General features: G+C 70.8%; 14 protein-coding genes and 1 tRNA gene. 4 read left to right on the forward strand and 11 right to left on the reverse strand.

Going from position 1 to position 18,472, the window contains the following annotated elements:
• Nucleotides 1-115 precede the first annotated feature (115 nt).
• Nucleotides 116-1,786 carry a hypothetical protein gene (locus tag H4687_RS09085; protein WP_046919865.1) on the forward strand — a complete coding sequence of 557 codons (1,671 nt, stop codon included), beginning with the start codon at nucleotides 116-118 and terminating at the stop codon, nucleotides 1,784-1,786.
• Nucleotides 1,787-2,026: 240 nt separating this feature from the next.
• Here the strand turns inward: H4687_RS09085 and H4687_RS09090 are convergent, their stop codons facing one another.
• On the reverse strand, nucleotides 2,027-2,587 hold the full coding sequence (locus H4687_RS09090) for an HIT family protein (RefSeq protein WP_046919866.1): 561 nt from the start codon (nucleotides 2,585-2,587) through the stop codon (nucleotides 2,027-2,029).
• Between the two features lie 67 nt (nucleotides 2,588-2,654).
• On the opposite strand from H4687_RS09090, the gene H4687_RS09095 reads away from it, so the two are divergent.
• Complete coding sequence (locus H4687_RS09095; protein WP_046919867.1) at nucleotides 2,655-3,311, forward strand: potassium channel family protein; 657 nt, start codon at nucleotides 2,655-2,657, stop codon at nucleotides 3,309-3,311.
• A 41-nt stretch (nucleotides 3,312-3,352) separates the two neighbouring features.
• Here the strand turns inward: H4687_RS09095 and thrS are convergent, their stop codons facing one another.
• The 3 genes from thrS to H4687_RS09110 form a co-directional block, all read right to left on the reverse strand.
• Nucleotides 3,353-5,329 carry a threonine--tRNA ligase gene (gene thrS, locus H4687_RS09100; protein WP_046919868.1) on the reverse strand — a complete coding sequence of 659 codons (1,977 nt, stop codon included), beginning with the start codon at nucleotides 5,327-5,329 and terminating at the stop codon, nucleotides 3,353-3,355.
• 102 nt (nucleotides 5,330-5,431) lie between these two features.
• On the reverse strand, nucleotides 5,432-6,862 hold the full coding sequence (locus tag H4687_RS09105) for a hypothetical protein (RefSeq protein ID WP_046919869.1): 1,431 nt from the start codon (nucleotides 6,860-6,862) through the stop codon (nucleotides 5,432-5,434).
• On the reverse strand, nucleotides 6,859-7,425 hold the full coding sequence (locus H4687_RS09110; RefSeq protein ID WP_020114449.1) for a DUF4365 domain-containing protein: 567 nt from the start codon (nucleotides 7,423-7,425) through the stop codon (nucleotides 6,859-6,861). Before H4687_RS09110 ends, H4687_RS09105 begins: the two co-directional genes overlap by 4 nt.
• 168 nt (nucleotides 7,426-7,593) lie before the next feature.
• Here H4687_RS09110 and H4687_RS09115 point away from each other — a divergent pair, with 168 nt between their 5' ends.
• A complete protein-coding gene (locus H4687_RS09115; RefSeq protein WP_046919870.1) occupies nucleotides 7,594-8,319 on the forward strand; it encodes a 3'-5' exonuclease in 726 nt (241 codons plus the stop codon).
• Between the two features lie 38 nt (nucleotides 8,320-8,357).
• Here H4687_RS09115 and H4687_RS09120 read toward each other — a convergent pair.
• Both H4687_RS09120 and H4687_RS09125 read right to left on the reverse strand, forming a co-directional pair.
• Nucleotides 8,358-8,429 (reverse strand) — tRNA-Val (locus H4687_RS09120).
• Between the two features lie 39 nt (nucleotides 8,430-8,468).
• Nucleotides 8,469-8,927 carry an SRPBCC family protein gene (locus H4687_RS09125; protein ID WP_046919871.1) on the reverse strand — a complete coding sequence of 153 codons (459 nt, stop codon included), beginning with the start codon at nucleotides 8,925-8,927 and terminating at the stop codon, nucleotides 8,469-8,471.
• A gap of 103 nt (nucleotides 8,928-9,030) precedes the next feature.
• On the opposite strand from H4687_RS09125, the gene H4687_RS09130 reads away from it, so the two are divergent.
• The gene (locus tag H4687_RS09130; RefSeq protein ID WP_050398545.1) at nucleotides 9,031-11,457 is read left to right on the forward strand and encodes an SCO7613 C-terminal domain-containing membrane protein; all 2,427 of its coding nucleotides are present in this window, start codon (nucleotides 9,031-9,033) and stop codon (nucleotides 11,455-11,457) included.
• Between the two features lie 107 nt (nucleotides 11,458-11,564).
• Here H4687_RS09130 and H4687_RS09135 read toward each other — a convergent pair whose 3' ends face one another.
• The 5 genes from H4687_RS09135 to H4687_RS09155 all read right to left on the reverse strand — a co-directional run bounded on the left by H4687_RS09135 (nucleotide 11,565) and on the right by H4687_RS09155 (nucleotide 18,229).
• Nucleotides 11,565-14,312 carry an exo-rhamnogalacturonan lyase family protein gene (locus H4687_RS09135; RefSeq protein ID WP_046916962.1) on the reverse strand — a complete coding sequence of 916 codons (2,748 nt, stop codon included), beginning with the start codon at nucleotides 14,310-14,312 and terminating at the stop codon, nucleotides 11,565-11,567.
• Nucleotides 14,313-14,424: 112 nt separating this feature from the next.
• Nucleotides 14,425-15,030: a hypothetical protein gene (locus H4687_RS09140; RefSeq protein ID WP_046916961.1), complete on the reverse strand. Its 606-nt coding sequence runs from the start codon at nucleotides 15,028-15,030 to the stop codon at nucleotides 14,425-14,427.
• A gap of 12 nt (nucleotides 15,031-15,042) precedes the next feature.
• Nucleotides 15,043-15,942: a carbohydrate ABC transporter permease gene (locus H4687_RS09145; RefSeq protein ID WP_005485401.1), complete on the reverse strand. Its 900-nt coding sequence runs from the start codon at nucleotides 15,940-15,942 to the stop codon at nucleotides 15,043-15,045.
• On the reverse strand, nucleotides 15,942-16,940 hold the full coding sequence (locus tag H4687_RS09150; protein WP_046916960.1) for a carbohydrate ABC transporter permease: 999 nt from the start codon (nucleotides 16,938-16,940) through the stop codon (nucleotides 15,942-15,944). Before H4687_RS09150 ends, H4687_RS09145 begins: the two co-directional genes overlap by 1 nt.
• On the reverse strand, nucleotides 16,940-18,229 hold the full coding sequence (locus tag H4687_RS09155; RefSeq protein ID WP_046916959.1) for an ABC transporter substrate-binding protein: 1,290 nt from the start codon (nucleotides 18,227-18,229) through the stop codon (nucleotides 16,940-16,942). The genes H4687_RS09150 and H4687_RS09155 overlap by 1 nt, the downstream gene beginning before the upstream one ends.
• Nucleotides 18,230-18,472: the final 243 nt, after the last annotated feature.

Here is an 18,472-nt window from a genome sequence, read left to right on the forward strand (position 1 = left end):
CGCTGATCACCTGATCGACAATATGGCTCGATCGGGCCCGGATCGGGTTATGGCCTGATCAACAGGTGTGCGGAGCACGGAAGTCGGGAAGAGCCGCAGGAGCGAGTGTGCGGCGATGGGGGCGGCGGCGGTGGCGGACAATTTCGATTTCACTCCCGGGGCACAGGTGCCGCTCATGGGCACCGCGGGCCAGACGGCGGCGACGTACGCCCTGGCGTCCGCGGCCTACCGGGACAACGAGATCGCGGAGATCCTCAAGGCCAACAACGACTGGCACAAGTCGACGGTGAAACCCGGCCGCAAGTGGGCGACCATCTTCCGGCCGAACCTCGGGGAGGCGTTCTCCCTCGCGGTGCGGGACCGGATGGTCGGCGCGGGCCGCAAACCCCTCATCCAGTCCTTCGGCATGGAACCGCAGGTCGTCGTCGAGCACTGCCTCGCGGCGAACAACATCCGCCGGGAGCGCGACAACTGGCTCTCGGCGGTGATGGTCCTGTGCGGCCTGCTCTTCCTGCCCGGCCTGCTGCTGTGGCTGCTCGTCTTCCAGATCCGCACGACGGTCGCCAAGCGTGACAAGCGCGCCGGCGTCCTCGGCACCACACTGCTGTTCGCCGTGGGCGCCCTCGCCGTGATCTTCCTGCTCAGGATGCCGTTCGACGGCATCTGGGCCTGGTACGCACGCGCCTGCGTCGTGCTGCCCGTGGTCGGCTGGTTCTGGGCGAAGCAGATCTGTGAGCGCGCCGCCGCGGACCTGCGGGACCGCTGGTCCGGCCTGCTGGCCGGCGGTGGCGTCGGCGCCAAGATCCCCGAGGCCGTGCCCGGCAGCCCCAACGAGACCAAGGCCGAGCAACTGCGCAAGGAACTGGCCCGGCTCAGCGCGGAGCAGCGTTCCAACCTCGTCTTCTACGCCGGCCCCAAGGGCATCCTCGGCATGGGCACCCGCTGGGGCGCCTGGCAGCTCGCGGAGGACCTCGTGCCGGCCGAGGCGGGCAAGGAGATCCACCCGTTCCGCAGCTGGGACGTCATACGCGCCATCCACGACCAGCTGCGCATGCTGGAGCGCACCCCCCTCAACACCGGTGGTTTCACGGCGCCCTCCATCAAGCACTGGATCGTCAGCCCCATCGGCGAGGGCGCCGGCGCCGTGGCCCGCCCCGACAGCACCGACGTGGACGCCTACCAGTTCAAGTCGCACGCGATACAGGAGATCTGCAACAAGCAGCACTTCGGCAGCGGCAACCGGCACTACCTGGGGGTCCAGTGGACGCTCTGGGACGGCCAGTTGATCATCACCATGATGGTCACGGTCACCGTGCTGCACCAGACGCTCCGCATCGAGGTGACCGGACACGCCCTGGGCCCGGTGCACGGGCTGTTCACGACCGGGCCGGCGGCCAAGGAGAAGGAAGTCCAGAAGTCGCTGAGGTTCTGGGAGACCCGCAAGGTGAAGCTCCCCCTCGTCGACGCGGACGAGGTCGTACGCCTCGCCGCGCGTGCCCCGCTGACCTGGTACCCGCCGCTGCTCAACTGGCTCGGCGGTTCCATCGGCCTGCCCGAGCCGTTCGGTCTGCGGCACGCCTGGGCCGACCAGCCCTGGCGGCACCGCTTCATGGCCGACGACGCGCTGCGCGCCGCCACGCCCGTGCTCCGCGTGGTGCACAACGCCGCGATCAAGGTCCTCAAGGACAACGGCGTGGACACCGAGAAGTTCGGCTCCCGGGCCGGGTTCCTCAGCGGGGCGGTGCAGGACGTGTCGCCGCGGAAGGCGGACCTCTACGACGCGTGAGCGCTGCGCTCGGCTTGGGCGGGGGGTGCGTGGAGGGCGGGAGGCCGTGTTCGGGTGCGGGTGTGTGGGGGCTGGTCGCGCAGTTCCCCGCGCCCCTGAAAAGCAGGGGCTGCGCCCCTTGCTTTTCGGGTCCGCAGCACCGTCGCTTTTCAGGTCCGCAGGGCCTGGGTGTTCAGGGGCGCGGGGAACTGCGCGAGAACCCCCACACACCCGCGGACGAACAACGACCTGGCCCGGCGGTCACACCGTGGGCCACGCCTCCGCGAGCATTTTCCTCGTGTCGGCCAGGAGTTGGGGCAGGATCCGGGTGTGGCCGACGACCGGCATGAAGTTGGTGTCGCCGCCCCAGCGGGGGACGATGTGCTGGTGGAGGTGGGCCGCGATGCCGGCGCCCGCGACCGTGCCCTGGTTCATGCCGATGTTGAAGCCGTGCGCGCCGGAGGCGGCGCGCAGGGCGGTCATGGACTGCTTGGTCAGCTCGGCCAGCTCGGCGGTCTCCGGCCCGGTGAGGTCCGTGTAGTCGGCGACGTGCCGGTAGGGCACGACCATGAGGTGGCCGCCGTTGTACGGGTAGAGGTTGAGCACCGCGTAGACATGCTCGCCGCGCCTGATGACCAGGCCGTCCTCATCCGACTTCGCCGGGATCGAGCAGAACGGACAGCCGTCGCCGGCTCCGGGACCGGTCGGCTTGTTCTCACCCTGGATGTACGCCATCCGGTGGGGCGTCCACAGGCGCTGGAACGCGTCCTGCGTTCCCACTCCGATCTGCTGCTCCGGCTCACTCGTCATGCAGTGCAGCATATTGCTTCGCCCGTTCGCGGCGTGTCGGCGGGTACCCGGGCGGGACCGGCGGGCCCAAGCTGAGGCGATGGACCTCGACAGCCGCACGCTCCGCTGGGAGCGGCGCACCGGACGCGTCCTCGCCGGAGCGTCGGCCCTCTTCCTCGCCTCGTACGCGGTACGGGTGCTCGCCCATGGCCTCCCCCAGGTCTGGCTCGACCTCTGTCTCGCGGTGACCATGGTGTGCTGGGCGGTCTTCGTCCTCGACTACGCGGTGCGCTGGCGGCTGAGCGGACTGGGCGCGAAGTTCGTGCGCGTCCACTGGCTGGACACCATCGTGCTCGTGCTGCCGCTGCTGCGCCCCCTGCGGGTGGTGCAGATCCACGACGCCGTGCAGCGCCGCCACGAACGGCCCCGGCTCTCCCTGCACGCGCGCGTGGCCGTCTACGCGGGCCTGTCCGTGACCCTGCTCGGCTTCACCGGCGCCCTCGCCGTCTACCAGCAGGAACACGACGCACCGGACGCGACGATCCTGACGTTCGGGGACTCCGTGTGGTGGACCTGCGCCACGCTCGCCACGGTGGGGTACGGGGACGTCACGCCCGTGACGCCGATGGGCCGGACGATCGCCGTGTTCCTGATGGCCTGCGGTCTCGCCCTGCTCGGCACGGTGACGGGTTCGTTCGGGACGTGGCTGCTCCAGGTGTTCGCGCGGGAGGACGAGCAGAGGCCCCCGGAGAGCTGAACTCTCCGGGGGCCTCGCCTCGGCCTCGGCGCGGGTACGCCTCAGATCTGGACGCGGTCCTCCACGACCTGCGCGATCTTCGCGATGGCCTCCTCGACCGGGATGCCGTTCTCCTGCGAGCCGTCGCGGTAGCGGAAGGAGACGGCACCGGCCGCCATGTCCTCGTCACCGGCGATGACCATGAACGGCACCTTGGCCTTCTGGGCGTTGCGGATCTTCTTCTGCATACGGTCGGAGGAGGCGTCGACCTCGACGCGCAGCCCCTTCTTCTTCGCTTCGGCGGCGAACGTCTGCAGGTACTCCACGTGCGCGTCGCCGATCGGGATACCGACCGCCTGGACGGGCGCGAGCCAGGCCGGGAACGCGCCCGCGTAGTGCTCCAGGAGCACCGCGAAGAACCGCTCGATGGAGCCGAACAGCGCGCGGTGGATCATGACCGGGCGCTGCTTGGCACCGTCCGGACCGGTGTACTCCAGGTCGAAGCGCTCCGGCAGGTTGAAGTCGAGCTGCACCGTCGACATCTGCCAGGTACGGCCGATCGCGTCCTTGGTCTGGACGGAGATCTTCGGCCCGTAGAAGGCGGCGCCGCCCGGGTCCGGGACCAGCGGGAGGCCCTGCTTCTCGGCCACCTGCCGCAGCGTCTCGGTGGCCTCCTCCCACACCTCGTCGGAGCCGACGAACTTCTCCGGGTCCTTGGTGGACAGCTCCAGGTAGAAGTCGGTCAGACCGTAGTCGCGCAGCAGGTTCAGCACGAAGGTGAGCGTCTTGTCGAGCTCGTCCGCCATCTGCTCGCGGGTGCAGTAGATGTGCGCGTCGTCCTGGGTGAAACCGCGCGCGCGGGTCAGGCCGTGCACGACGCCCGACTTCTCGTACCGGTACACGGTCCCGAACTCGAAGAGACGCAGCGGCAGTTCGCGGTACGAGCGGCCGCGCGCGTCGAAGATCAGGTTGTGCATCGGGCAGTTCATGGGCTTGAGGTAGTAGTCCACGCCCTCGTCGAGCTGCATGGGCGGGTACATGCCGTCGGCGTACCAGTCCAGGTGGCCCGAGGTCTCGAAGAGCTTCCCCTTCGTCGCGTGCGGGGTGTAGACGAACTCGTAGCCCTCCTCCTCGTGGCGGCGGCGCGAGTAGTCCTCCATGACCCGGCGGACGACGCCGCCCTTGGGGTGGAAGACGGCGAGGCCGGAGCCGATCTGCTCCGGGATGGAGAACAGGTCCAGCTCGCTGCCCAGCTTGCGGTGGTCGCGCTTCTCGGCCTCGGCGAGGAAGTCGAGGTGCGCCTTCAGCTCCTCCTTCGAGGGCCAGGCGGTGCCGTAGATGCGCTGGAGCATGGGGTTCTTCTCGCTGCCGCGCCAGTACGCGGCCGCGTTGCGCATCAGCTTGAACGCCGGGATGTTGCGGGTGGTGGGCAGGTGGGGACCGCGGCAGAGGTCCTTCCAGCACAGGTCACCGGTCTTGGCGTCCAGGTTGTCGTAGATCGTCAGCTCGCCGGCGCCGACCTCGACGTCCGCGCCGTCGTCGGAGGAGGCCGAGCCCTTGAGGCCGATCAGCTCCAGCTTGTAGGGCTCGTCCGCCAGCTCCTCGCGGGCGGCCTCGTCGGTGACGACGCGGCGCGAGAAGCGCTGGCCGCGCTTCTGGATCTCCTGCATCTTCTTCTCGACGGCCTTGAGGTCCTCGGGCGTGAAGGGCTTCTCCACGTCGAAGTCGTAGTAGAAGCCGTCCCGCACCGGCGGGCCGATGCCCAGCTTGGCCTCCGGGAACAGCTCCTGCACCGCCTGCGCCATGACGTGCGCGGTGGAGTGGCGCAGGATGTCGAGGCCGTCCTCGGAGGAGATCTCCACGGCCTCGACGGTCTCGCCGTCGCGCACCTCGTACGCGAGGTCCTTCAGCTCCCCGGCCACGCGAGCGGCGACGACGGTGCGCTCGCCGGCGAAGAGGTCGGCGGCCGTAGTGCCCGTCGTCACCACGCGCTCGTCCCGCTCGGAATCGCGTTGGATGATCACACGGACGTCGGACACCGGTTTCTCCTACCTGAAGGGGCGGCCCGGTCGGTCTGCTGCGGCCAGGGCCTTTGGGAAGGATCGTACCGAGCCCGGGGTGCTCCTCGCGAAACAGATACCTCAGTCCCCTCCGCAGGCCTCCTCGAAGAAGGCCGTGATCTCCGCGGTCTCCTGCAGCGACTTCATCAGCCGGTCCCGCTCCGCCTCGTCGACCTGCACGGGCGCGATGCCGTCGGCGTCCGTGAGCCGCCGGAACCCGCCGCGGCTCTCCAGCCTCCCGCGCACCCGGACCGGCAGTCCCACGAGGTGGGCCTGGCCCGCGATCCGGTACGACTCCTCGTCCAGGGTCATGCGCACGTGCGGCACCTCGGCGCCGGCGAGGACCCGCAGCCGTACGGTGCCCTCGCCGCGCCCGGCGGACCGGCGCATCCGGACCACGACCCCGGTGATCCGCACCGGGATCGAGGGCTCCTCGCGCAGATACCGGGCGCCGGCCTCGCGCAGCACGGGCAGGTCGCCCGGGGAGAACTCGACGGGCTCGGCCGGCGCCGTGCCCCCCTCGGGGACCCCGGCGGCGGGTGCCCAGTCCACGGCGACCCGGGCGCCCTCGGTGCCGCGGACGAGGGCGACGAGCGCCTCGGTCAGCTCATGGCTGACCCCGGCCTCGACAGCGCCGTCGAAGGCCTCCATGCCGCCGGTGGCCCGCTGGTAGTCGATGGCCTCGCGGGCGGCGTAGAGGGCCTGGTGCAGGCGCAGGGCCAGGGGGCGGCCGCCGGCCACGGGGACGAAGGCGGTGAGGCGGCGGCCGCCGGGGGCGGCGCCGACGAGGACGCCGTCCAGACAGGCGGCGGCGGGCAGGCGGTGCCGGGCGCCGTAGTACCCGGCACGCGCGCGGGTGGCCAGTGCCGCCGCGAGGAGCATCTGACGGGCGGCCGAGCGCAGTTGGTCCTCGACGCCCCAGGAGGCGGTGCCCAGCGGGCCGGTGGGCACGTCCCGCCACCAGTGGATCTCGTCGCTGGGCACGGTGAGCGCGACCAACACGTCCCGCGCGGCGGGCGAGCCGCTCCGGGACAGGGCCGTGAGGGCTTCGCCGAGCAGGTCGTCGCTGTCGGGGAAGGCCCGGTTCTCGGGCACGAGCAGGCTCATGCCCCGCCCGGCCGGCCCCGGCGGGGTCCAGCGGCCGTACCGCCCGGTGGCTCCGCCGCGCCGCTGCCAGCCGTGCCGGCGCAGCAGGGTGCCGAGCACCGCGGGGTCGACCTGGTCGGGGTCGGGCGGCCGGGTCCAGGTGGGCTCGACGGGGTGGGACCGTACCGGGCGTACGGGCTCCCCGATGGGACGGCGTACGGCCGCGCCCTCCGCGTCGGGTCGCGGCGCCCGGCCGTCCTCGCCACCTGGACGGCTCGCCGTCCCGTCCTCGGCGTAGGGACGCCGGTCCGACGTGTCCGCACGTCGCGGGCGTCGGGCGGACGCGTCGTCGTAGGGCCGTCGGCCGGGTCCCTCGTCGTAGCGGCGCGTGCCGGAGCCGTCGTCGTCGATGGGGCCGTGGGTCACGGTCTGCCTCCCGTTCCGACCCGCGTCATGATCTCGCAGAGCGCTCGGTCGTCGAAGATGCGCGAGGTCGGTATGCGCACGGTGGTGCGGTGCCTACCGGTGATCGGGTGTCCGGCGAGGTTGATCCAGTAGCAGCAGTGCCGCAGGTCCAGTCGGTCGTGGCCGGCCCGCAGCCACTGCTCCTGCGAGCGGGGGACGATCATCACGACCAGGATCTTGTGCACCGAGACGGGGGTGCGGGCCAGCTTCGCCAGGTGCTGGTTGTCGAGGGTGAAGGAGAAGGACCGGCCGGCCGGGTTCGGCGCGAGCTGGTAGGTGGCCTTGAGCTGCACCTTGATGGTGACCTCGTCGTCGACCGTGTGACCGGGCGAGCCGTGGCTGACGTGCCAGTCGATGCCGTTGTCCGGAAAGGGCTGGGAGAGCGAGCAGCCGGCCGCGGCGGCCACCGCGTGCAGATAGCCCACCTGCAGGGTCTCCATGCAGGCGGTGGTGGCGAGGGAGCCGCGGAGCGGTGCCGCGTGCTCGGGCAGCAGCCCGCCCCGCTCGGGCTGCGCTATGGCCATGACCAACAGCCTTCCAGTGCTGGTGTTTCCCCGTACCGAGCCGCTGAACTGCGCAGACCCGTACTTCTGTTGTCTCCTTCCGGCGTACGGCGCAAACAGCCCGGGTATCACCAAACTGGCAGAAGACGGGACGTCAGCTGCCGTGGGTGAACGAGGAGTTGTGGACAGATGACGTGTTGGTACGAGGGGCCCTTGGCGGCGTTCGACACGGAGACCACGGGTGTGGACGTCGAGACCGACCGGATCGTGTCGGCGGCCGTGGTCGTCCAGGACGCGCCCGGTACCCGCCCCCGGGTGACCCGGTGGCTGGTGAACCCGGGCGTGCCGGTGCCCGCCGCGGCGACGGCGGTGCACGGGCTGACGGACGAGCAGCTGCAGCGCGACGGCCGCTGGCCGGCGCCGGTGATGGAGGAGATAGCCAGGGCGCTGGCGGAGCAGGCGGTGCGCGGCCGCCCGCTGGTCGTCATGAACGCGCCGTTCGATCTGACGCTGCTGGACCGTGAGTTGCGGCGGCATCGCGCCTCGTCGCTGGACCACTGGTTCGAGGCCACGCCGTTGCGGGTCCTGGACCCCCGGGTCCTGGACAAGCACCTGGACCGCTACCGCAAGGGCCGGCGCACGCTCACCGACCTGTGCGCGCACTACGAGGTCGTACTGGACGGCGCGCACGACGCGGGAGCCGACGCGCAGGCGGCGATGGACGTCGTCCGCGCGGTGGGGCGCCGTTTCGCCACCCGGCTGGCCCGTCTCTCCCCCGCCGAACTGCACACGCTGCAGGCCGTGTGGCACGCGGCGCAGGCGCGCGGCCTGCAGGCCTGGTTCGCGCGCAGCGGCACGGACGAGGCGGTGGACCCGGCGTGGCCGTTGCGTCCGGACATGCCCGCGGCGGCATGAAAGAAGCCGGTCCGCGTGTGCGGACCGGCTCTACCCGGTGGGCGATACTGGGTTCGAACCAGTGACCTCTTCGGTGTGAACGAAGCGCTCTCCCACTGAGCTAATCGCCCGGGAACGGACTGAACAATACAGGTCCCGACGGGTCTGGTTCAAACCGCTTGGCCAGGTTCCGTGAGGTACGCGAGGAGTCCTCGTCGTCCTGCCCGCATCATCAGGGCGTGGTTGGCGCGGAACACGGGCCGTCCCGGTACGGCCAGCCGTCTCAGCAGGGGCTTGGTGACGTCGACTTCCTGGTCGTAGCGGGCCAGCGCGCCGGGCCCGTCGGCGCCGACCGTCCAGCGGGCCCAGCCGTTCAGGTCACCGGTCATCTCGATCTCCAGGACGCCGGCCGCCGGGTCGCGCCGTACCGCCCGCGCGGTGAGCACGAGGTCGTACGGCACGACGGAGCGGATCCGGAGGGTGCCGGTGGTGTCGTCGATCGGGGTCACCTCGCGGACCTGCGGCCACCAGCGCGGATAGTCCTCCGGCCGCTGGAGCACGTCGTACACGGCGGCGGGCGGCGCGGGCAGGTTCCAGTGGCTGCGGAAACGGTAGTGGCACCAGTCCATGGTCGGATTGTGCCTGTACAGGGGCCCTTGGCGGGGGATCTGAGTACCCCCTTGAGTACGCGCACTCATGTCGGGCGGCGTGACGCCGACCACACTCCGTGACATGACGCACTTTCCGTCCCCGGCCGAGGAGTTGCGGGTCCTCGACGCCGAACTGCGGCAGCTCGACGCCCGCCGCATGTTCCTGCTGACGCGCCGCGCCTGGCTGGTCGCCGCCCTGTACGCGCCGGCGTCCGCACCCGGCACGCCCACCGCCGCGCCCGCGCGGCGCCCCGAGGCGACGGCGCCGAACGTGCAGAACGTGCTGCTGGTCCTCGGGGGCGTCCTGCTGACCGTCGCGGCGATCGCGTTCACCCTGGTCAGCTGGGGCCACATCGGAATCGGCGGCCGGGCCCTGGTGCTCGGCGTGGTGACCGTGGCGGCGCTGGGCGCGCCCTCGGTGCTCCTGCGCCGTGGCCTGCGCTCGACCGCCGAGGCGGTGTCGGGCCTCGGTCTCGCCCTGACCGTCCTGGACGCGTACGCCCTGCACGAGGTCGCGCTCACCGGGGCGGACGGCACGGGGTACGCGGCGGTCGCGGCGGCGGTGCTCGCGGTGGTGTGGGCGGCGTACGGTCTGGTCCTGCGCGCTCCGGCGGCCGACACCGGCGAGGCGCCCACCCGCGGCCCCCTCGTCCTGCCCCTCCCCCTCGCGCTGGTCGCCGCCCAACTCCCCCTACTCCTGTGGTCGTTCGCGGTGGACGCGGGCGTGGAGACGGTCACGGCCGTGCTACTGGTGACAGCGGCGGCCGACACCGCGATCGCGCTCCGGGTGCCCCTCAAGCCGGTACGGATCGTCGCCCTGGTGGGCGCGTTCGGCTGGGGTGCGTGGGGTGTACTGGCGGCCGGGTGGCTCTCGTGGGCCGCCGCCGGCCCGAGCGCCGCCGCCCGTGCGGCGGCGCTCCTCGCCCTCGGCGCGGCGATCGCCCTGACCACCGCCCGGGTCACGCCGCAGCGGGCCCTGGCCCTCGGGGCCGCGCTCACCGGCGGGCTCCTCGTGGTCGTCGGCGCCGGCGGCATGGCCCGCTCGGTCCTGCCCGAGGTGTGGACGGTCCCGGCCCATCTCCTGTGCGGACTCGCCCTGTCGGCGGCCGTACGCACGCGGGCCCCCGGGCCCGTACGCCGGGGCCTCGTGCACGCTTCCGCCGTGGTCCAGGGCCTCGCCGTGGCCACCGCGCTGCCGACCGTGGCCATCGCGCTGCTCGGCCCGGTCGGCCGGATCGAGCGGATCTGGTCGGGTGCGCCCGTGGACGCCCGCGCGGCGGTGACGCTCGACGCGCCCTGGCCGCCGAACACGGCCACCGTGCCGTTCGTGCTCGCCGTCGTCGCCGGCGTGCTGGCCGTGGCCGCGCGCACCGTGACATGGCGGACCCCGGCCCTGGTCGGCGCCCTCGTCCTCACCTGGGCGACGGTCCTGGTGCTCCCCCCGGTCCTCGAACTGCCGTTCACGGCCGGGCTGGTGGCGCAGGGCCTCCTGGTCGTGGCCGCACTGGGCTTCGCCGCGTTCGTGCGGCCGGCGGAACCCGGGCGCCTCCAGGCACCGCTGCCCCTCACCGGCGCCGTCCTGGCCCTCGTCACCGCCCTGGGCCTGGCCCTGCACTCCCTGGCCACCGAGCCGGCCACCCTCACCGTCCTCGCCGCCTCGACCGTCGTGTTCGCGGCGGCGGCCGCCCGACGCACCGACCTGGGTGCCCTCACCGCCCCCGTCTCCCTCGCCCACGCCACCGTCCTGACCTGCGCGATCGGCGCCTCCGCCGGCTGGGAGCCGCAGCACACGGCACTGCTCGTCCTCGCCGTGCCGGCCGTCGCGGCCCTGCTCGCGGCCCGCCTCGGCGACTCTCCCCTGACGATCCCCGTCGAGGCGACCGGCGCCGCGGCCGGCCTCCTGTCCCTCGCCCTCTGTGCCGCACACCCACCGCTGCTGGCCCTGGCCCTCGCGCTCTGCGGAGTCATCACCACGGGCACCGCCCTACGGCCGGACCGCCGTCGGCTCGGCTACGCGGCCACCGTCCTCTTCGTGCTGGCCTCCTGGGTACGGCTGGCCATCTGGGACGTCGGCTCCCCCGAGGCGTACACCCTGGCGGTGACCGTCCCGGCCCTGCTCGTCGGCCACCTGCGCCGGCGCCGGGACCTGACCGCCTCGTCCTGGACGGCGTACGGCCCGGGACTCGCCGTCACGCTCGTCCCGAGCCTCGTCGCGGCCTGGGGCGACGCGCACTGGCTCCGCCCCCTGCTGCTGGGCGCCGCCGCCCTGCTGATCACGCTCCTGGGCGCCCGCCACCGCCTCCAGGCTCCCCTGCTCCTCGGCGGTGGCACGCTCACCCTGGTCACCCTGCACGAACTGGCCCCCTACATCGCCCAGGCCGTGGACGCTCTCCCCCGCTGGGCGCCTCCCGCACTCGCGGGCCTGTTCCTGCTGGCGGCGGGCGCCACCTACGAACAGCGCCTGCGCGACGCACGACGAGTGCGGGACCTCCTGGGAAGGCTGAGCTGAGGCGCGCCCCGTCAGGGGCGCGGGGAACTGCGCGACCAGCCACGACGATCCCGCGGTTCCCCACCCACCCCAGCCACCCCGAGCCCCCCGCTCAACCCAGCGGAGCGCTACGGCATCTTGTCGCCCACCAACGCCAGGTTCTGGATCGCCGCCAGCCCGTACAGCGCGGTCGCGTTGGTCGACACCCACGCCGCCTCGCTGCCCGGCACGAGCGCCGTCGGCCCCTCGATCTTCTTGGTGGTCCAGTCGGTCGACTCCTTGTAGTCCCAGGTGTCGGCGCTGTTGTAGAACTGCCGCCACGCACGGGCCGCGAGCTTGTCGTCCTTCAACTGCACGGCGGCGTAGGCGTCCTGTCGCGAATGGCCCTGGAAGAGCAGCAGGCTGCCGAAATTGGAGCCGTAGCGCGCGGCCTGCTCCGCCTTCGTCGCGTTGAAGTAGCGGCAGTAGTCGAGCCAGGCCTCCTTGAACTTGGGCATCTCGATCTGGTCGAGTAGTTCCGCGCACATCTCGACCAGCCCGAACATGGCCGACAGATGCGAGACCCCGACCACCGGCTTGTCCGCGACGGCGAACTTCCCGGTGTCCAGGTCGTACAGTCCGGTGCCCTGGACGAAGCCGTTGGGCTGGGCGGCGATCGTCTCCATGGTCGACAGGACGCGCGCCCTGGCCTTCTCCCACTTGGGGCCGCGCCGCTCCCACTCGGTCAGCCACGCCGACACGAGCCCGGACCAGTCGGTGCCGAAGCCGATCGACAGCGCGTTGCGGTCGGGGGTGTAGGGCTCGGTGCGGATCTTGCGGATGGGGTCGAGGACGAGGAACGTCTCGTCGGAGTCGACGTTGGCGTGCATGAGGTCGCCGACGCGTTCGTCGGCGGTGAGGAAGTAGTAGTAGCGGCGGTAGGTGGTGTTGGCGATCCGCTGCTGCTTGGCGCTGTCGGCGTAGTGCTGGACGCCGTGCCGGGTGCCGAGGCCGGCCCATTTGCCGAGGTGGTAGACGTCGACCTCGCCGGTGTGGCGGGTCATGGCCTCCGCGAAGCGGAAGATGTCCGCGCGGCCGGAGCGCATGTAGGCGAACCAGAGCCACAGGTCCGGCGAGAGTTCGGAGTTGTCCCAGGCGTAGCCGCCGATGTCGTAGCACCACTGGTGACGGCTCGGGTCGTAGGTGTGCATGATGTCGCCGTAGTCCCAGAAGCCGTACCACCGGCGCATCTCCACCTGGTCCTTGTAGTAGGTGAAGAGGAAGTCCAGGTGGTTCTCGATCTTCGCCTTGGCGGCGGTGGAGCGGTCCGGCTCGGCGAACAGCCTGCCGAAGACGCCCGCCTTGACGAGCTGCTTGGGCGGGGCCGCGAGCTGCGGGGGCGTGCGGACGGCCTCGACCTGCTTGGCCATGTCCTCGGCGCCCGGGGTGGACTCATGGGCCCAGAAGAGGAGTTCGCTGGTGCGGGCGATGCCGTAGGGGGTGCCGAACCCGGGCTCGTAGTCCTCGTAGGTGATGTTGAGGCCTTCGAGCTGCTCGGGGAAGGTGTCCTGGCCCATGCCGTCGTGGTAGAAGCGCAGGTCCATGGGCCGTGCCTCGGGCGACCAGAGCCAGAGGGTGACCTCGGCGGTGTCGGTCTGCGCGTCGCGGATGTCGAGCTGGGCGGGGAACTTCTCCCAGAAGTCCCGCAGGCCGAAGGCGAACCCGCCGGACGCGCCACCGACGTAGCCGAAGCCGCTGGCCCGCCGGCCACCGCCGGCCGGGATCCAGCCGTGGCCCTTCTTGGTGCGCTTGCGGACACCGAAGCCGTCGGCGGACAGCTGCGAGAGCGTGTAGTCGCCCCACTCGGGGATGTACTGCAGGCGGGTCGTGACGCGCTGGTCCCAGGTGGACGGGTCGGGCAGCTTCTTCCCCTCGAACTGGGCGGTGCGCACCGCCGTCCCCGGGTCGCGCCGCAGGCCCGTGACACCCTTGACCGCCTCGCGCAGCAGACCCGTGCCCTCGCCGCCGATCCGGATGTGGCGGTCGTACGCGGCGTCGCGCATCGGTACCTCGAAGCGGACGCCGATGCCGCGGACGAAGTCGCCGCCGGCCTTTCCGGGCTCCTGGTTGCCGTCGAAGGTGATGGTGTGCACCATGCGGAACGACTCGGCGCCCGCGTAGAAGTAGAGGCGGATCGAGAAGGGCAGCCAGCTGTGGCTTCCCTTGCGGTGCTTGCCGTCGATGCGGACCACGGCACGCACCGGGCCCTCCTGCTCGACCTCGACCTCGTCGATGAGGCTCTCGTAGCGCTGGAACTTCTCGGTGCCCTGGTCGCCGTCCTCGATCTCGGGCTGGCGCAGCAGCACCAGATGGCCGTTGTGGGCGATCTCGGTGGAGCCGCGGAGCACGGACTTCACCAGCGTGGAGCCGGACTTGCCGATCTTGGCGGTGATGACACCGGTCGACACGTCGATGGTCGTGCCGCGCTTGTCGACGGTGACCTTCTTCTCCGGAGCGGCCGGTGTGCCCGCCGCGAGGGTGAGCTTGCCGGAGCCGGCCCCCGCGCCCACCGCGTGCGCGGTCCACTTCAGGGAGCCGTCGGGCCAGTAGCCGATCGGCCAGGACTGCACGGCCACGGCCCTGCCGTCACCGTCGGTCAAGGAAAACGACTGTTCTTTTTCGTACGCGCCCTTCGGCCACGGCACACCCACGGTCGAACCGGGGGCGGCTCCGAGCCCGCCGTCCTCCAGCCAGTCCAGGGTGACCGGATCCGCCTCCGCCGCTTCGGCCAGGGGCGCGGCCTGCGCGTTCGAACTCCCTAGAGCCCAGCTGACCTGCGCTGCGGCTCCTGCGACGGCGGCCGCCTTGAGAAGGGACCTGCGGTCGATGGGGGACATGGCCTTTCCTTTCCGTACGGGAAGTCTTGCGTGCTGATAGTCAGGGGCATGACAGAGAGAGGTACGACACCTCCGGGGCGTCGACCTGAACGGACGGCACCGCCCGCCGCGGTCAGCGGCGGCGGTACCGCTCCTCCACGGCGACGGCCGCCGCCGCGACGGCCCCGAGCACCGGGATCGCCAGCGGCGCGACGAACCAGGCGGAACAGACCACGACGGCCAGTCCGCCGACGAGCAGAAACGACCCGGCGGGGTCGAGCACGGTCCGCCGCCCGGCCGCGCCGAGCAGCGCCCGCCAGGTGACGCCGGGCCGCCAGACCGCCGCCGCGCGCAGTCCGGCGACCACGGCCCCGATCAGCGCGAGGACACCGACCGCGCCGACCGGCGTCCCGCCCGGAATCCCGGCGCGTACGGCCTGGACGTCCACCCACACCGCCGCGAGCGCCGCCCATCCGGCGAGTCCGACGAGCCAGCCGCCGCGCACCGCCGTACCGAAGTCGGCCCAGAACTCCCGCCAGCCGCCGCCCTCATGGGCCGTGCGGCGCCGCAGATGCCGGGAGCCGGCGGCGAACGCGGCCGGGTAGGTCACCAGCGGCAGCGAGGCCAGCGCGATCCACACGCCGGTGAGCAGACACTCGGCGAACAGCGCGAACCGTTCGGCGAGCACGGACTCCCCGCGGGGCGCGGCGGCCTTCGCACGGGCACGGGCCTGGGCCATGGTCAGCTCACCTCAGCCCTTCAGTCCCGAGGTGGCCATGCCGTCGATCAGGTAGCGCTGGAAGGCGAGGAAGAAGGCGAGCACCGGCAGCAGCGCCACCAGCGACATCGCGATCATGCCGCCGTAGTTGGCGACCCCGTCCTGGTCCACGAACATCTTCAGCCCGAGCGAGACCGTGTACTTGTCGGGCTCGTTCAGATAGATCAGCGGGCCCATGAAGTCGTTCCAGGAGTTGATGAACGTGAAGATCGCGCTGGTGATGAGCGCGGGCCGGCACAGCGGCAGCACGATCGACCAGTAGATCCGGAAGTGCCCGCAGCCGTCGAGCCGCGCCGCCTCGTCGAGCTCCTTGGGCAGGTTCCGCATGAACTGCACCATCAGGAAGACGAAGAACGCCTCCGTGGCCAGGTACTTCGGCAGCAGCAGCGGGGTGTAGGTGTTGATCAGTTCCATGTTGCGGAACAGCACGTACTGCGGGATCAGCAACACGTGGTACGGCAGCAGGAGTGTGCCGATCATCAGCGTGAAGAGCAGATTGCGTCCGGCGAACTTGATCTTCGAGAAGGCGTAGGCCGTCAGCGAGCAGGACACCAGGATCCCGACCACCGAACCCACGGCGAGCGTGAGCGAGTTGAGGAAGAAGGTCGAGATCGGGATGTCGGCGATGCCGTCGGAGAGCCGGGTGTAGTTCGCGATGATCGGATCGCTCGGCAGCAGGTCCAGACTGCCGACGATGTCCTCGCTCTTCTTGAACGAGCCGCCGACGACCCAGATCACCGGGTAGAGGATCACCGCGAGGATCGCGAGCGACCCGATGTGCCAGGCGAGCGAGCCGGGGAGCCTGCGACGCAGGGCACCCGTTCTCGCGGAGGGTCCCGGGGCCGGGGTGATCTCGGTGGCCTGTGCGCTCATCAGGCACCCTCCTCGTAGTGCACCCAGCGCTTCTGGGACCAGAACAGCACCGCCGTCACCAGGGCGACCGCGACCAGCAGCAGCCAGGCCATGGCGGAGGCCAGACCCATCCGGCTGTTCTCGAAGCCCTGGACGTACAGATAACAGGTGTAGACCATGGAGCCGTCGGCCGGACCGCAGGCATTGCCTCCGGCGCCGCCGCCGACGATGTACGCCGAGCTGAAGATCTGGAACGAGTGGATCGTCTCCAGCAGGACGTTGAAGAAGAGGACCGGGGAGATCATCGGCAGGGTGATGTTCCAGAAGCGCCGCCAGGGGCCCGCCCCGTCGACCTCGGCGGCCTCGTACAGCTCACGCGGGACCTGCTTGAGACCGGCGAGGAAGATGACCATGGGGGCGCCGAACTGCCAGACGGTGAGCGCCACCAGGCTGTAGATGATCATTTCCGGGTCGCCGGTCCAGCCACCGACGTCGATGCCGACGATCTGCTGCGTGCGGTCGACGATCGCGTCGTCGGAGAAGATCGCCTTCCAGACGATCGCGATGGAGACGCTGGCGCCGATCAGCGACGGCGCGTAGAAGGCGGCCCGGTAGAAGGCCTGTCCACGCCGTTTCTGGGCCAGGAGCAGCGCCACGCCGAGGGCCGCGATCAGCTTCAGGGGTGTGCCGACGACGACGTACCAGAGGGTGACCCGCACCGAGTGGCGCCAGCGCGGGTCGGCGAACATCTCGGAGAAGTTGTCGAGGCCGATCCACCTGGGCGCGTCGAACAGGTTGTAGTCGGTGAAGGCGAAGTAGAGCGAGGCGATCATCGGGCCTGCCGTGAGCAGCAGGAAACCGGCGATCCAGGGGGACATGAAGAGATAGCCGGCCAGGTTCTCCCGGCGGCCCCGCCGCTTGAGTGCGGCGGGGCGGGGAGCCTTGGCCGGACGGTGCCGCGGCTCGGAGTCCTTGGTCAGGTCCTCCGTCGCAGGGGCGTGTGTCACGGCGGTTCCCATCAGCTGCCGAGAGCCGTCTTCGACTCGGTGAAGAACTGCTTGACGGCGTCGTCCACCGAGCGCGTGCCCAGGCCGAGTTCCTCGCCGATGCGCAGGAACGCGGCCTCACAGATGTCCGCGCCGTTCGGGTGCGGGGTGATGGGCTCCAGGACACCGGAGGCGACGAGGGACTCCTCGTACGCGGCGATCGCCTTGTTGACCGGGTCGGTCGGCTTGAACGCGTCGTACTGGGCCTGGGTCGCCGGCACCCCGCGGTCGTATCCCATGATCTTGGCGACCTCGGGTTCGTGCACCATGAAGTCGATGAACTGGGCGACTTCCTTGGGGTGCTGGGTGCGCTTGGACGCGCTGAGCATGAGGGAGCCGAGGTACTGGCCGGTCTTCTTGCCGTCGGTGGTGGGGATGGGGGCCAGGCCGTACTCGCTCTTGCCCTCGGCGGAGTAACGGACGGTGAAGTTGTCCCAGGTGAACTCACCGGCGGCGAGTTCCGCGGCGACCGCCGACTTGGGCTTGATCTGGGCGACCTTCTTCGGGTCGGCGTAGAGGCCCTCCTCGATGCCCTTCCTGGCCTTCGACCACCACTGCTTCAGATCCGCCTCGGTGAAGCCGAGCCCGTCCTCGGTGAAGAACGCCTTGCCGTTCTGGCGCAGGTAGAGGTCGTAGAGGTACATGACGCCGTACATGCCGCTGTCGCCGGCGCGCCCCGTCTTGTCGCGGATCTTCTTCATCCCGGCGTCGAAGTCGTCCCAGGTCCAGCCCTGCTCCGGCTTCACCCCGGACTTGGTGTAGACGGGCTTGTCGATCACCAGGGCCATCGAGTTGGACCCGACCGGCACTCCGAGCAGCTTTCCGTCGACCTCGCCGAACTTCTCCAGGCCCGCTCTGAAACCCTCCAACGACAGGTGGCCCGCTTCGACCTGGGGGCCGAGATCGAGCAGCACATTCTTCGCGTCGTATTTCCGAAGGAAACCGATGGCATTCTGGAACACGTCCGGCGGATTTCCACCGGAGGCCTGGGTGTTGAACTTCTTCCAGAAGTCGGGATAGGGCTGGAAGTCGGTCTTGACCTTGATCTTCGGGTACTTCTTCTCGAAAAGCGCGATGGTCTTCTTGATGCGCTCCGCGCGGTCCTCGGCACCCCACCAGGCGTAACGGATCGTCACCGTCCCGTCTCCCGCGCCACTGCCGCCGCCGCAGGCCGTGGCGGTCGCCCCCAGCCCCGCGACGGCCAGTGAGGCTCCGGCCGCCTTGAGGACCGTCCGCCTCTCAACGTTCCTGTTCTGCTGCATGGTTGAGCCTCCCCGCGACGTTGCGTCCGCGCCATGAATCGTTTCAAGTAAGCGCTTGCTGGCACAAGGTACGGAGAGCCTCAGGAGACGTCAATGATTCGGACAGGAATTGATGGAAAGCGGTCTCACCCCCGCACCCGGGGCGCCGAGGTCGCAGGTGACGGTCGGTCAACCGTATGCGCAGGTCGGAGAGTTGCGATCGACGGGCCGAACGCGACGGACGTCGAGGAGCGGTGAACCGGA

The sequence above is a fragment of the Streptomyces stelliscabiei genome, assembly GCF_014873495.1.
In the GTDB taxonomy this organism is placed as follows: Bacteria; Actinomycetota; Actinomycetes; order Streptomycetales; family Streptomycetaceae; genus Streptomyces; species Streptomyces bottropensis.

What these genes read in the sequence shown, in the direction of transcription:
- H4687_RS09085 (WP_046919865.1), top strand. Translation starts at nt 116, where the DNA reads ATGGGGGCGGCGGCGGTGGCGGACAATTTCGATTTCACTCCCGGGGCA.
- H4687_RS09090 (WP_046919866.1), bottom strand. Translation starts at nt 2,587, where the DNA reads ATGCTGCACTGCATGACGAGTGAGCCGGAGCAGCAGATCGGAGTGGGA.
- H4687_RS09095 (WP_046919867.1), top strand. Translation starts at nt 2,655, where the DNA reads ATGGACCTCGACAGCCGCACGCTCCGCTGGGAGCGGCGCACCGGACGC.
- H4687_RS09110 (WP_020114449.1), bottom strand. Translation starts at nt 7,425, where the DNA reads ATGGCCATAGCGCAGCCCGAGCGGGGCGGGCTGCTGCCCGAGCACGCG.
- H4687_RS09115 (WP_046919870.1), top strand. Translation starts at nt 7,594, where the DNA reads ATGACGTGTTGGTACGAGGGGCCCTTGGCGGCGTTCGACACGGAGACC.
- H4687_RS09125 (WP_046919871.1), bottom strand. Translation starts at nt 8,927, where the DNA reads ATGGACTGGTGCCACTACCGTTTCCGCAGCCACTGGAACCTGCCCGCG.
- H4687_RS09130 (WP_050398545.1), top strand. Translation starts at nt 9,031, where the DNA reads ATGACGCACTTTCCGTCCCCGGCCGAGGAGTTGCGGGTCCTCGACGCC.
- H4687_RS09135 (WP_046916962.1), bottom strand. Translation starts at nt 14,312, where the DNA reads ATGTCCCCCATCGACCGCAGGTCCCTTCTCAAGGCGGCCGCCGTCGCA.
- H4687_RS09140 (WP_046916961.1), bottom strand. Translation starts at nt 15,030, where the DNA reads ATGGCCCAGGCCCGTGCCCGTGCGAAGGCCGCCGCGCCCCGCGGGGAG.
- H4687_RS09145 (WP_005485401.1), bottom strand. Translation starts at nt 15,942, where the DNA reads ATGAGCGCACAGGCCACCGAGATCACCCCGGCCCCGGGACCCTCCGCG.
- H4687_RS09150 (WP_046916960.1), bottom strand. Translation starts at nt 16,940, where the DNA reads ATGGGAACCGCCGTGACACACGCCCCTGCGACGGAGGACCTGACCAAG.
- H4687_RS09155 (WP_046916959.1), bottom strand. Translation starts at nt 18,229, where the DNA reads ATGCAGCAGAACAGGAACGTTGAGAGGCGGACGGTCCTCAAGGCGGCC.